The organism is Acinetobacter bohemicus ANC 3994 (assembly GCF_000367925.1).
In the GTDB taxonomy this organism is placed as follows: Bacteria; Pseudomonadota; Gammaproteobacteria; order Pseudomonadales; family Moraxellaceae; genus Acinetobacter; species Acinetobacter bohemicus.
In genome coordinates, this window is the sequence record NZ_KB849176.1 from 243,321 (window position 1) to 257,395 (window position 14,075).

General features: G+C 40.2%; 10 protein-coding genes and 1 pseudogene. 4 read left to right on the top strand and 7 right to left on the bottom strand.

The features are described 5' to 3' along the window. Positions 1-54: 54 nt before the first annotated feature. Positions 55-916 (top strand): annotated as a pseudogene (locus F994_RS13930) (molecular chaperone DnaJ); the annotation flags it as partial. 224 nt (positions 917-1,140) lie between these two features. On the opposite strand, the gene F994_RS13935 reads toward F994_RS13930, so the two are convergent. The 3 genes from F994_RS13935 to F994_RS13945 all read right to left on the bottom strand — a co-directional run bounded on the left by F994_RS13935 (position 1,141) and on the right by F994_RS13945 (position 6,032). Beyond that, a complete protein-coding gene (locus F994_RS13935; RefSeq protein ID WP_004651195.1) occupies positions 1,141-1,830 on the bottom strand; it encodes an HNH endonuclease in 690 nt (229 codons plus the stop codon). Next, positions 1,823-3,079, bottom strand: coding sequence for an AAA family ATPase (locus F994_RS13940; RefSeq protein ID WP_004651197.1), 1,257 nt, complete (start codon positions 3,077-3,079; stop codon positions 1,823-1,825). Before F994_RS13940 ends, F994_RS13935 begins: the two co-directional genes overlap by 8 nt. Positions 3,080-3,140: 61 nt before the next feature. Continuing rightward, positions 3,141-6,032, bottom strand: a complete 2,892-nt coding sequence (locus F994_RS13945; protein ID WP_004651198.1) for a valine--tRNA ligase — start codon at positions 6,030-6,032, stop codon at positions 3,141-3,143. 186 nt (positions 6,033-6,218) lie between these two features. On the opposite strand from F994_RS13945, the gene F994_RS13950 reads away from it, so the two are divergent. Genes F994_RS13950 through F994_RS13960 form a run of 3 tightly spaced genes read left to right on the top strand, consistent with a single transcriptional unit; the run spans position 6,219 to position 8,437 of the window. Further along, a complete protein-coding gene (locus tag F994_RS13950; protein WP_034697356.1) occupies positions 6,219-6,881 on the top strand; it encodes a hypothetical protein in 663 nt (220 codons plus the stop codon). Positions 6,882-6,926: 45 nt separating this feature from the next. Further along, entirely contained in the window at positions 6,927-7,733 is an 807-nt protein-coding gene (locus tag F994_RS13955) for an SDR family oxidoreductase (RefSeq protein ID WP_004651200.1), read from the top strand. Beyond that, complete coding sequence (locus F994_RS13960) at positions 7,730-8,437, top strand: Dph6-related ATP pyrophosphatase (protein ID WP_034697244.1); 708 nt, start codon at positions 7,730-7,732, stop codon at positions 8,435-8,437. Before F994_RS13955 ends, F994_RS13960 begins: the two co-directional genes overlap by 4 nt. A 78-nt stretch (positions 8,438-8,515) precedes the next feature. Here the strand turns inward: F994_RS13960 and F994_RS13965 are convergent, their stop codons facing one another. The 4 genes from F994_RS13965 to F994_RS13980 all read right to left on the bottom strand — a co-directional run bounded on the left by F994_RS13965 (position 8,516) and on the right by F994_RS13980 (position 14,069). Beyond that, positions 8,516-8,956, bottom strand: a complete 441-nt coding sequence (locus F994_RS13965; protein WP_004651202.1) for a YbjQ family protein — start codon at positions 8,954-8,956, stop codon at positions 8,516-8,518. Positions 8,957-8,964: 8 nt separating this feature from the next. Further along, complete coding sequence (locus tag F994_RS13970) at positions 8,965-9,315, bottom strand: YbjQ family protein (RefSeq protein WP_034697358.1); 351 nt, start codon at positions 9,313-9,315, stop codon at positions 8,965-8,967. 105 nt (positions 9,316-9,420) lie between these two features. Further along, complete coding sequence (adeK, locus tag F994_RS13975) at positions 9,421-10,881, bottom strand: multidrug efflux RND transporter AdeIJK outer membrane channel subunit AdeK (RefSeq protein WP_034697246.1); 1,461 nt, start codon at positions 10,879-10,881, stop codon at positions 9,421-9,423. Further along, positions 10,881-14,069 (bottom strand): efflux RND transporter permease subunit, encoded by a 3,189-nt coding sequence (locus F994_RS13980; protein WP_004651205.1) that lies wholly within the window; start codon positions 14,067-14,069, stop codon positions 10,881-10,883. The genes adeK and F994_RS13980 overlap by 1 nt, the downstream gene beginning before the upstream one ends. Positions 14,070-14,075: the final 6 nt, after the last annotated feature.

A 14,075-nucleotide genomic window follows, 5' to 3' on the forward strand; every position in this document is an offset into this window, starting at 1 on the left:
TTGTGCTGATGGAGTGCTATTATTGATATCGTTTTTCTTTTGCTTAATTTTTCTATGTCGTTCGATTTAAAACTCAGTGTGCAGCAAGATTCGCAAAATTTATCACCACAACAAAAAAAGCTAAATCGGCTGATTGAGCAAATTGAACAGCAAAAAATACAACTGGCAGCGTGGCAAAAAGCTCAAGCCGAAATTCAGCAACAGACACGTAAAACCCTTGTTCCCATTTATACTGAACTGCATGACATACTGTTTCAGCAGCTTGAGCAGTTATGGAACAGCTTACAGCGTTATGAATTTTCAAAAGCGGATATTGCCCAGTTGGATGATAAAATCCAAAATCTTGCTGCAATCTTAAAAAGTTCCCAAGTGCTTTCAGAACAGCAAAAGCTGAAAGTGACTCAAATTGATCACTTTTACCAACAACATGCAGAACATAATCAAGCTAAAAAGAACAAGAAAAAGCCAATGATTGAAAGTCATGATCCGACGGAAACCTATGATCAACACTTAAATCATGAACAAGCCGATATAGGTTTAGATAGCTACGAATACGATGAACAGCAACATGAAGTAGAACGTGAACAACACAGGCTAAATAGACAAAAACAAAAACGTGAGCAAGCGCAAAAAATGGCGGAGCAATCACTCAAAACTGTTTATTTAAAAATTGCCTCGATTATTCACCCTGACCGTGAGCAAGATGAACAGTTGAAAGTTGAAAAAACGGAGATGCTGCAACATGCGAATGCAGCTTACGAGAAGCAGGATTTATTTTATTTACTCAAATTGCAAATACAGGTCGAGCAGAATAGGGGTATGGCTCAAAAGGGTTTGAGTAATGAGCAACTGAAGTTTTATAAACTGGCTTTAGATGCGCAAAAACAGCAGTTAGATGATCAGATTGATGACATTGTTGAGTCACTAAATTGGACGAAACAAGCGAACTCAAAAGTTAAAAAATCCTCAAATCCAATACAAATTGCGGATATGTATAAGAAGTTAGAAGCAGATTGTGCTGAATTAAAACAGCAAGTGAAGTGGGAAAAGGAACGGTTGAAGTATATCAGTCGTTTGAAAGGTTTGGAGATGTTGTTGGGGAGTGGAGTGTTATAGCCTCTCTCTTTGAGAGGCTTAGGTTTAAGCTGATTGTTTTAGTTTAAGTTGTTCAATTTCATCAAGGGAATTCTTCCATTTAGAGTCCTTTTCTAAATAGCCACGAAGAATGGCTGAAAACGCATAATGGGATTTAAGCCGATGTTTAATATCATCTGCCTTTTTAATTTTATCTTCATCCTGCCAATTATCTATTTCTTTAAAAAATTCTCTTCTTAAATCTAGAAATTCATTATGAACTTCAATAATTTTTTCTCTTAAATCTTCTTTACTAACTTCTTGGATTCCACTATTTGCATTATTAAAACATCTTGCAATCAGTGCTTTAGAAGTCTCAGCTTTCTCACGATATGAATGATCATCGGGACAAGCATTGATTACTTCAATATCTTCATCAGGCATTCTGTAATAGACTTTTATCCATTCTTCAACTAGATGATTTTCATTACAACAATCCAGCATATCATCATAATATTTATTTTTGATTGAATTGCATCTTGAACATGCGTAATAGAGATTGTTCCAATCAAGCTTAAGCGTTTCATCATCTAAATGTGGAATGAAATGTTCAACATTCAAATTCGGGAAATGCTTCTGTTCACAGATATAGCATTTACCATAGAAATCTTTCTTTAATTGCTTAACAACCACAGGATCCTTATAGTCCTTCGTAGTCCAATCCGTTGGTCTAGCAGATTTGGATACTTTAAACATCTAAATCCTCCAGTTGATTGTTATCTGCTAGGAGATTGATTGCTTGTAAATATAGGTTTTTTAAACTTTTATCTAATAGATCATTTTTTTCTAGTTCGATTAAGCTTTTGACAATTGATCTTATATTTTCATAATTGCTTGGATTTTCATTTAATAGGTTTTTTAATATTTCAATTGAATTCTTTGTGTCCGAACTAATAGGATTGACGTGGAATAGTCCTTTAATAACAGATTCATAAGAATAACGACTTAAATCTTCTTCAAAAAAATCGCCACTAGAAATATCATAAACTACCGTATCATTATCTGTTGAGGTAATAACAAAAGGTGAATGAGTACTGACAATAAATTGTATTTTTGGAAATGATCGAGTGAAAAAAGGAAAGATTAATTTTTGCAATGAAATATGAAGGTGTGCATCAATCTCATCAATAATTACAATCCCCTCCAGTTCAGAAGGAGCGATGTTAAAAAACTCAGTACGCATTAACAGATCAGAATAAATATTAAATATTGCCTGATATCCAGATGATAGATTTTGAAAGCTAAATTTTTGAGAGTCTTTAACGATATAGTATTTATTTTCGGTGTCATTTATTTCGAAAAATAAATGAGTTGATTCATTCTCAAATAGAAATTTTAAATTTTCATCGAAACTTTTAAACCAATTGGTATACTTTTCAAATAATGAAGAATCTTTTTTATGAGTTAAAGATAGGGATTGATTAACAGTAATATTATATAAATGTTGTTCTAACTTATTTCCTAGGTTATTTGTAAAATTATTTTGTGCATTGTTTATTTCATTACTTATAGATGTTGTTTGATTTGCATGAGAAATATTGCTTGTTCGCATAGCATCAAAAGTAATGATAATTGCTACTTTTTTTTCAAATTTATAAGTAATATCAAGAATTTCAGGAATTTCAATAGTTATTCCACTATCAATTTTATTAAGCTTATTTAACTCATTTTCCAGCCATCTTTCTCTGTTACTATAATCTGAACTACCTTTTTGAAACGATTCTAAATCTTTTTTATAACCATTAATTCGACTTATGATTTTATCCTTTTCTTGAATCAATTTCTCTTTTATATATATGTCTAATTTCTCTTTTAATGCTAATAAAAATTGGGTTTTACCTGAAGAATTATTTCCTGTAATTATTAAGTTTTTGAAGTTAATAGGAATATCAATATTCTTATTTGCATGAGGCACAATGCCTGAGATATGCTTAATATATTTCATAATAATAAATAAAGGGCTGAATAATCAGCCCTTTATACTACAAATTAGATCAAACTACAGCTTAAAGCGCCGCAATCTGATCCATATTCGCTTTAATTTTCACTAACTGATCCGCAAACTCAGCCAGTTTAACTTTTTCACCTTCAACTACAGCAGCAGGTGCTTTTGCCACAAAACCTTCATTTGAAAGTTTGCCTGCAATTTGGTCATGCTGTTTTTGAACTTTGTCGAAGTCTTTTTGCAAACGACCCAATTCCGCTTTCGGGTCAATTAAACCCTTCATTGGAACAAATACAGACACATGACCCACAACGCTTGATGAAGACAATGGCGGTTGCTCAGCATCCGTTAAGAAAGTAATGCTTTCCACTTTTGCCAATGCTTTCACCAAGGGTTCAATACGGGCAATCTGTGCTTTTTCAGCATCAGTGGTGTTTTGCAACAATACAGGTAATAAACGTGCATTACCTAAGCCCATTTCACCGCGAATGTTACGCACCGCACCAATCAAACCTTGTAGCCATTGCATATCTGCTTCAGCTTGATCATTGATTTTCGCTGGGTCAGCAACAGGGTAAGCCGCAGTCATAATGGTTTCGCCACCCAAACCAATCATTGGTGCAAGGGTTTGCCAAATTTCTTCAGTTAAGTACGGCATAATTGGGTGTGCAAGACGTAACGCTGCTTCCATTACCGCAAGCAATACACGACGAACTTCAGCTTTACGCTCTTCAGCCACATTTTCATCATTTAAAACTGGCTTGGTTAGCTCTACATACCAGTCACAGTATTCATTCCAAATGAACTCATAAATCGCTTGCGCAGCCAAGTCTAAACGATAGGTCGCAAAGGCTTGTTGAACCGCAGCTTCCGCTTTTTGTAAACGGCTGATAATCCATTGTTCAGGGAGTTCCCACAGATCAGGACGCGCTGTTTGACCTACCGTTTGGCCTTCAACATTCATCAGCACGAAACGTGTTGCATTCCAAATTTTGTTGGCAAAGTTACGGTAGCCTTCAACACGTTTCATGTCGAATTTAATGTCACGACCCGTATTGGCAAGTGCGCAGAAGGTGAAACGAACCGCATCTGTACCGTAAGCTTGAATGCCTTCTGGGAATTCTTTACGCGTTGATTTTTCAATCTTCGCGGCTTGTTTCGGGTTCATGAGTCCTGTAGTACGTTTTTGTACCAAAGTTTCAAGGTCTACACCGTCAATGAGGTCTAAAGGATCAAGCACGTTGCCTTTAGATTTAGACATTTTCTGACCTTCGCCATCACGTACCAAACCATGTACATACACAGTTTTGAACGGAACTTGTGGCGTGCCATCTTCATTTTTCATGAAGTGCATGGTCATCATGATCATGCGGGCAACCCAGAAGAAGATGATGTCAAAACCTGTCACCAATACATCAGTCGGGTGGAACGTATTGAGGAAATAGTTTTCCGCATCTTTTTTCGCGTCGCCCGTCCAACCTAAAGTTGAGAATGTCCACAAACCAGACGAGAACCACGTATCCAATACATCTTCGTCTTGAGTCAATTGAACATCAGCAGCAATGCCATTTTCTTCGCGCACTTCAGCTTCATTACGACCGACATAAACATTGCCGTCGTTATCGTACCAAGCTGGAATACGGTGACCCCACCACAATTGACGTGAGATACACCAGTCTTGAATGTTGTTCATCCAAGCCATGTACATGTTGCTGTATTGTTCAGGCACAAATTTGATGTCGCCATCTTTCACGGCTTGAATTGCAGGCTCAGCCAATGGTGCAATTTTGACATACCATTGATCGGTCAATAATGGTTCAACGATTACGCCTGAACGGTCACCGCGTGGTGCTTTCAAGTCATACGGTTGAATTTGATCGAGCCAGCCCTCAGCTTCAGCTTGTTCAACCAATTTTTTACGAGCCGCAAAACGCTCTAAACCAATATAATCCGCAGGGGCAGCAATGGTTTTCGAAATTTGTTCGCCCGCTTTAGCAATAAATTCAAACTCAGCCAACACTTCAGCATTTTTGTTGAAGATGTTGATGATTGGCAAGTTGCAACGTTTACCCACTTCGTAGTCATTGAAGTCATGTGCAGGGGTAATTTTTACACAGCCTGTACCGAAATCTTTTTCGACATAGTCATCGGCAACCACAGGAACGAGGCGACCTGAAATAGGCAGCACAATGTTTTTACCTACAAGATGCGCATAGCGTTCATCTTCAGGATGTACCGCAACAGCCGAGTCACCCAGTAAGGTTTCAGGACGCGTGGTTGCAACAACCAGATAGTCTTTGCCATCTTGAGTTTTCAGTGACTTATCTTCAAAGAAATATTTGAAATGCCAAAGTGAACCTTTTTCTTCTATTGATTCAACTTCTAGGTCAGACAGGGCAGTTTGTAATTTTGGGTCCCAGTTGACTAAGCGTTTACCACGGTAAATTAAACCGTCTTTATGCAAACGAACGAACACTTCTTTCACGGCATTCGATAAGCCATCATCCATGGTGAAGCGTTCACGTGACCAGTCGACAGATGAACCTAAGCGACGAATTTGGTTGGTAATGTTACTGCCCGATTGTTCTTTCCATTCCCAGATTTTGTCGATGAACTTTTCACGACCGAGGTCATGGCGGCTAATGTCTTGCGCAGCCAATTGGCGTTCAACCACCATTTGCGTTGCGATACCCGCATGGTCTGTCCCCGGTTGCCATAAGGTATTTTTACCCGACATGCGGTTGTAACGCGTTAGGGCATCCATAATGGCGTTGTTAAAACCATGACCCATATGCAAGTTACCAGTGACGTTTGGCGGCGGAATCATGATACAGAATGAATCACCTTTTTGAGACGGCTTAAAGTAGCCATTGTCTTCCCAAGTCTTGTACCATTTTTTTTCGATCTCGGTTGGATCGTAGGTCGTAGCAATATTTTGCGCAGAATCAGTCATAGTAAAAACAGATCGAAAGTGAATAAAAAATTGGCTCTATTGTAGCAAAAAAAAACACAGATTAGGCATGTTAAGCAAATGCAAAAAATAAGCGTTTGGCACAGACTCAATAAGTATCTTATGATAAGCATTCAATAAGAACAGCACACATGGTCGCAGAATAATTCTAACAAGGAGGTCATTATGATGAATTATGTAATTTCTTTAAAATTAACACCAGAAACCCACCAACGCTTTCAGCAGATTCATCAGCAATTGAATGCCGGTGAAACTGAAAGTTTAGCCAAGCCTTTAGGTGAAGTGCTGGCAGATATTTCTTGTGAAATTGTCGATCAAGTTTTTGGTGAAGTTGCACGGTTATCGCAATCTAAAGACCATGAATCAGAAAAAGTTGTTCAGCAAATTTTAGAAATGGTACGTAAATATATGCCTTGGTCGGTGTCATTCTTTGCCAATGAACGCCTGACGCCGATGGTGAATTATTTAGAAAATATGGCACATGAAAAAGATGGTCAAAATTATATTTCTTATTCTGTCGATCACCTGTTAGTTGTGGAACTTTTTGAGTGTATTGAACAAATGAAACAGGGAAATATTCAGTATGTTTCACCCGCGTTAAAAGCTTTTACGCAAATGGTGGATCAGGGCGTGACAAGTTTGGTGCGTGAGCCTAAAAAAATGTTGAAATTCAACTTGGTGGTTGATAAAACATTAAACGGGGTGATTAGTTTGACCACGCAAATGGGTTATAAGCGTTTAGAAAAATTGGGTACACAGTATGATGCTGAAACGACACCGCATTATTTTGATCATTTTCTCATGTTTTTGAGTCATGTACCAAAACAATAACCCATGCACACATGTGTAAGATTGAGTAAAAACAGGAACAGGACTATGGCGAAGCAGGGCAGTTTAGACAATAAAGTGGTATGGATTACAGGTGCATCTTCTGGTTTAGGTAAAGCCCTTGCACAAGAGTGTGCTTTACAAGGCGCACAGATTATCCTGACTGCACGTCGTATAGATGAATTGGAAAGTGTTCGCCAAAGTTTAGTCCATCCAGATCGACATATTTGTCTCAGCGCGGATATTACCGATGAGACACAAGTGCGCCATGCTTATGAGCAAGTTCTTGAACAGAAAGGTCGTATTGATTGGTTGATTAATAATGCAGGTTTGAGTCAGCGTGCTTTAATTGCCGATACCAGCATGCAAACTGAACGGGCCATTATGGAAGTGGATTATTTTTCACAAGTTTTTCTTACTAAAACTGTTTTGCCGATATTTTTAAAGCAAAAATCGGGTCGAATTGCTTTTGTGTCTAGTGTAGCGGGTTTGTTAGGAACGCAATATCGCGCGTCCTATTCAGCAGCCAAAGCCGCGATTCATATGTGGGCGAATAGTCTACGTGCCGAAGTGGCGGACGAGGGGGTTGGAGTTTCTGTGATTTTCCCCGGTTTTGTGAAAACCAATGTGTCGTTCAATGCTTTAAATGGTGAAGGCAAAGCCCAAGGGCATCAAGATGCAGCGATTGAAAATGGTTTAGAGCCAGAAGCCTTTGCAAAAATAGTGGTGACTGCTTTATTGAAGGATGAAGAATATATTGTGGTTGGCGGGAAAAAAGAACAACTGGGCGTGTGGGTCTCTCGCTTATCTCCACGCTTATTGTATAAAATGATTCGTAAAGCCAAAGTGAAATAAGTGTGAATACTCGTAAAAAAGCTGTATTTAACTGGAGTGGTGGTAAAGATTCAGCTTTAGCACTGTATAAAGTTTTGCAGCAAAAGCAATTTGAGGTTGTTGCGTTATTAACCACAGTGAATGAAGAAACAGAACTGTCTTCAATGCATGCCATTCCTCATTCATTGTTGCTCAAGCAAGCCGAAAGTATTGGTATTCCACTGTATCCAGTATTTCTAACTAAGAATCTACCTGCGTATGAGCAACGCATGTTGGATGCTGCAAATCACTTTAAAGCACAGGGTGTAGAGCACTTTATTTTTGGTGATATTTATTTAAGCGATGTGCGTAAATATCGTGAAGATCGTTTGCATCCCTTGGGAATTGAAGTGGTTGAACCTTTGTGGAATCAAAACTCGCATGAAGTGATGCAAGACTTCTTAGCGTCAGGCATTAAAACCAAAATTATTGTGACCGATGCCAGTAAGTTGGGTGAAGCTTTTATCGGACAAGATATTAGCGCAACCTTAATGGATTTAATGCCAGCCGAAGTCGATGTGTGTGGTGAAAATGGTGAATATCACACCTTTGCTTATGCCGGTGGTTTATTCAAAACTCCGGTTGATTTTAATATTGTTGAAACGCGTAAGCTGTCTTATGAGTTTAAGTTAGACAACGGCGAAGAAAAAACCTATCACTACTGGCAAGCGATATTTACAAATTAGGGATTTTGCAGAGTAGAGATTTTGCAGCGTGGAAATGATGTCCTGACACAAAGCTGATCAGGACATTGTTTTGCTTTTCTAATCATGGTTGATAATTGCAGTGCCATAAGCAAAGACTTCAACCATGCCACCTTGCATACCGAGTTCAGTGGTATTGAGACGAACACCCATAATATGATTTGCACCCATCGCATGTGCTTCTTGCTTGAGTCGAATCATGGCTTCACGCCGTGCACGTTCAACCACGCTTTCATAACTGGTTAAGCGACCACCGAAAAAATTCTGAATATTGGCAATCACATATTTAAAATAATCATGTGAGATGACCACACTACTACTGACCAGTTGTCCCGTTGCGGATGTCTCCACAAAACGGTGGGTATCAATGCGAATATGCGTAAATTGCTTTTCTTTTTCATCCAGTTCACGCAGGTGTTTTTGTTCGATATGACGACCAAAACCCCAACCTACTGCAAATAGAATGAGAAAAACAACAATTTGAAAAATTAATCCATCCATAAAATCGCCTATGCGCCAAATGGATCAGGAAGTTTCGCTGTGACAGGCTGAACAACAACAGCCGTACCATAAACAAACAGTTCAGATGCACCTTGAGCAATATTTGAAGTCGAGAAGCGAATACCGACAATGGCATTGGCACCCATGGATTGCGCTTTATCAATCATACGGCTCATGGCTTCTTGGCGTGATTCTTCTAAGAGTTCGGTATAGGCGGTTAGTTCCCCCCCGACAATGTTTTTGAGTCCTGCCAGCAAATCACGGCCAACGTGTTTACTACGAACAGTGCTGCCATAAACCACATCAATTTGACGGCTAATGGTGTGACCGGGAACGGATTCTAAATTACTTAAAAGCATTTTTTGATATTCAAATGAATAGGTTGTCATCAAGATAGGAAATCAGGCTTTAAAAAGCAATAAAAAAGCCTGCATGGCGCAGGCTTTTTTAATATGGGTTTAGAATTATTGAGCGTTGTTTGCTGCTTTACGCTCCGCCGTAGACGGCTGCTGTTGAGTTGCATCACCGGTATTGGCTTTAACACCACCACCGAGTGTTTTATACACTTCAACTTGATTGTTCATGTTGGCTTGTTCGAGCAACAATAAACCTTGTTCCGCTGCATAAGAGGTACGTTGTGCATCTAATACGGTTAAGTAACTATCAATACCGGCACGGAAGCGAGCATTTGAAAGTTTATACGTCGTATTGGTTGCATCAACTAAACGACGTTGCGCAGCTAAACGATCACCAATGTTTTGACGCACGGCCAAAGCATCATTCACTTCGCGGAAAGCGGACTGAATAGATTTTTCATAGTCAGATAACGCAATTTGTTGATCTGTTTCTGAAATCTTGATGTTGGCTTTACGCGTACCCCAATCGAAAATTGGAATATCTAAGCTTGGACCCAGAGACCAAATAAATGCACCTGATTTGAACAAGTCACTGAGGTCAGTCGACGCATAGCCAGCAGAACCCGTCAAACTAATGGTTGGGAACATACGTGCTTTAGCCGCGCCAATATTGGCACCTGCGGCAGACAGTTTATATTCAGCAGCACGGATATCTGGACGGTTATTCAACAAGTCACTTGGTAAACCAGCGCTAAGTGCATTGCTTTTGCTAATACGTGTTACACGTTGATTCGGTAACAAGTTTTCAGGTACTTGCTGACCGACAAGGAGGTTCAACAGGTTCTTGGCTTGAGCAATTTGAGTTTTATAATTTGCAACATCGTTACGAGCAGTTTCTACAGAAATCTGTGCCTGACGAACAGGAACTTCACTGTCGATACCCACATCGAAACGTTTTTTGTTGAGATTATAAGATTCAAGTTGAGCTTTTAGCGTTTGGTCTGCAAGTTTTAAATTTGCATTGGCAAACGAGTAGTTCAACCATGCTTGAGCCACTTGACCAATCAGCGCAATTTGAGTGGCATCACGTGCACTTGACGTTGCTAAATATGAGTCTAAAGCATTGTCTTTTAAACTACGAACACGACCCCAAAAATCCAACTCATACGCCGTCACACCTAAGCCAACATTGTAGCTGGTGATGGGCTTTTGGCTGCTTAAAGTGTCTTGACGAAGTACGCCACCACTTGCACCAATGGTTGGAAGTTGGTTGTTTTCAGTAATTTGGTACTGTTGCTGCGCACGTTGAATATTCAACGTCGAAGTACGCAAATCACGGTTATTGGCTAATGCTAAATCAAGCACCTGTAACAGGCGTTGATCGGCAAAAAAGTCTTTATAACCTTGCTCAGCAATTGAAGGACCAGAAACATCGGTTAAATAACCTTGTTCTGGAATATTTGCTTGAGCTACGGGCTCTGGGCCACGCATGCTTTGACAGGCTGTCAAAGCAAGCGCAAGTGCAGATACCGCAATGCTACGACCTGAAATAGACCATACTTTTTGCATCACGATGCTTGCTCCTGATTATTTTGTTTTTTAGGTTTGTATTTAAAGATACTTCGAATCCAGACATAGAAGACTGGAATAAAGAAGATACCCAATAAAGTAGAACTGATGACGCCGCCCAGTACACCATAACCGACAGAGTGTTGACTACCTGCACCTGCACCTGAAGAAAGCGCAAGCGGAAGTACACCAAAACCGAAGGCTAAAGTGGTCATAATAATTGGACGTAAACGCATTTTAGCTGCATGCAGGGTTGCTTCAAGTAAAGGCTCACCTTTATCTTCTTGCAGTTCCTTGGCAAATTCTACAATCAAGATCGCATTTTTTGCAGCCAAACCAATGACGGCAATAATGGCGACTTGGAAGTAAATGTTATTGGTTAAGTTCGGATCTTTAAGCAGAACCATGCCTAAGAAAGTTAAACCAATTGCACCAACAATACCTAAAGGAATGACCAGCAGTACAGAGAATGGAATAGACCAGCTTTCATACAGGGCAGCAAGACATAAGAACACGATTAACATCGATAATCCATAAAGTCCGGCAGTTTGTGAACCCGCTTCACGCTCTTCTAAAGATAAACCTGTCCATTCATAATCAAAACCAGTCATGCCCATAGAAGGCAGTTTGGCCATGATTTCTTCCATGGCAATCATTGCATCACCCGAGCTGACACCCGGTGCAGGTGTACCTTGAATATTAACCGATGAAATACCGTTATAACGTTCAAGACGTGGTGAACCATAGGTCCATTCACCTGTAGCAAAGGCAGAGAAGGGAACCATTTGCCCAGCAGTGTTACGTACATACCACTTGTTCAGGTCTTCAGGCATCATACGTGCATCAGGAACAGCCTGTACATATACTTTCTTCACACGACCACGGTCGATGAAGTCATTGATGTACGAACCACCCCAAGCAATACTCATGGTGCTGTTAATTTCTGAAATGCTTACGCCCATAGCGCTGGCTTTTTCATTATCAACATAAATTTTATACTGTGGCGTATCTTCTTGACCGTTTGGACGGACACCTGTAAGACGTTTGTCTTGAGCCGCCATACCTAAGATCATGTTACGAGCAGTCACCAGTTTTTCATGACCATTACCCGCAGAATCTTTCAGCATAAAGTTAAAGCCAGCAGAAACACCCAATTCTGGCATTGCAGGGAGCTGCAATGGCATGATGTAAGATGCATCTTTAGCAATCACATTGAGCGCCATGCCACGTTGGATAATGGCACCAATTTGAGATTCAGGCGTGGTACGTTCGCTCCAGTCTTTCAACTGAATAAATGCAAGACCCGCATTTTGACCTACACCCGTGAACGAGAAGCCCGCAACACTAAAGAGAGATTCAACATAGGGTTTTTGCTGTTCACCTTCTAAGAAGAAGCCCGTCATTTGATCAATGACTTTTTCAGTACGGTCAAGGGTCGCATTCGGCGGCAGCTGAACCAGTGTCATCACAACACCCTGATCTTCATCAGGTAAGAATGAACTTGGTAGGTTTTTAAAGAGGAACAACAAACCAACAAGCACCACAGCGTAAATTGCGCCCGCAATGAACTTGTGAATCAGGAGCTTGCCGACCCATTTTTGGTAGCCTTCAGCCAGACGTTCAAAGCGATGGTTAAACCAACGGAAGAAGCGTGCAAAAATACCATTACTTTGTTCTTTGTCTTTATCATGCTGTTTTAGCAACGTTGCACAAAGCGCAGGGGTAAAGGTCAAGGCTACAAGCAATGAGATAATCATTGCAGTCACGAGAGTAATAGAGAACTGACGGTAAATAACCCCCGTTGTTCCACTAAAGAACGCCATCGGTACAAATACTGCGGTTAATACAGTAGTAATACCAATTAAGGCACCCGAAATCTGCTTCATCGACTTTTCAGTTGCGGCAACAGGATCGAGGTGTTCTTCAACCATTACCCGTTCCACGTTCTCGACCACAACAATGGCATCATCCACCAGCAAACCAATGGCAAGAACCATGGCAAACATGGTCAGTGTATTAATAGAGAAACCAAATACGTTAATGATGGCAAACGTACCCAACACCACAACAGGAACAGCCATGGTTGGAATAATGGTTGCACGCCAGTTCTGTAAGAACAGGAACATCACAATGAATACAAGAATAATCGCTTCAATTAAAGTATGAACCACACTTTCAATTGAAAGTTTAATAAATGGAGTCGTATCGTACGCCAGTTTATCTTCTAAGCCACTTGGGTAGTTTTTACGTAATTCTACTAAACGTTCTTCAACCGCAGCTGCTGTGTCTAAAGCATTGGCACCTGTTGCAAGTTTAATGGCTACACCACCAGCAGGCTTACCATTGAATTTGGAAGTAAACTGATAATTGTCCGAGCCTAATTCAACTTTAGCCACATCACCTAAAGTAACTTTTGCACCAGAACCCATACTTTTCAAGAAAATATTTTGGAACTGTTCAGCCGTTTGTAAAAGACTTTGTGCATTAACCGTAGCATTCAGGACTTGACCTGCAACTGCGGGTGCACCGCCCAATTGACCCACTGCAACTTGTGCATTTTGGGCACGTAAGGCAACAACAACATCACTTGGTGTGAGTTGGAAACTCGTCAATTTTGCAGGGTCTAACCAAATACGCATGGCATAAGAACCACCAAATACTTGTATTTCACCTACACCCGCTACACGACTCAGTGGTTCAGAAATATTTGAATTCACATAGTCTTTAATGTCGGCATCTGTGAGCGCGTCATTCGGGGAATAGAATGCCAATACTTGTAAGAAGCTTGCGCCAGATTTCGTGACTTTTACACCCTGACGTTGCACATCTTCAGGAAGCAGTGCAGTCGCGGATTGTAATTTATTTTGTACTTGAACCTGAGCAATATCAGGATCGATACCTTGTTCAAAGTTCAAAGAAATTGAAGCTTGACCGTTACCCGCACTATTTGAAGAAATATAGCGCAAGCCATCAAGACCATTCATTTGCTGCTCAATGATCTGTGTCACTGTATTTTCTACAGTTTCAGCAGATGCACCCGGATAAGTTGCAGCAATGGTGACCGTTGGTGGAGCAATGGTCGGATATTGTGCAATTGGCATGCCGCTGAGGGTTAAAATACCCGCCAGCATAATTACCAATGCAATCACCCATGCAAAGATTGGGCGATGAATAAAAAATTGAGCCATTCAGTC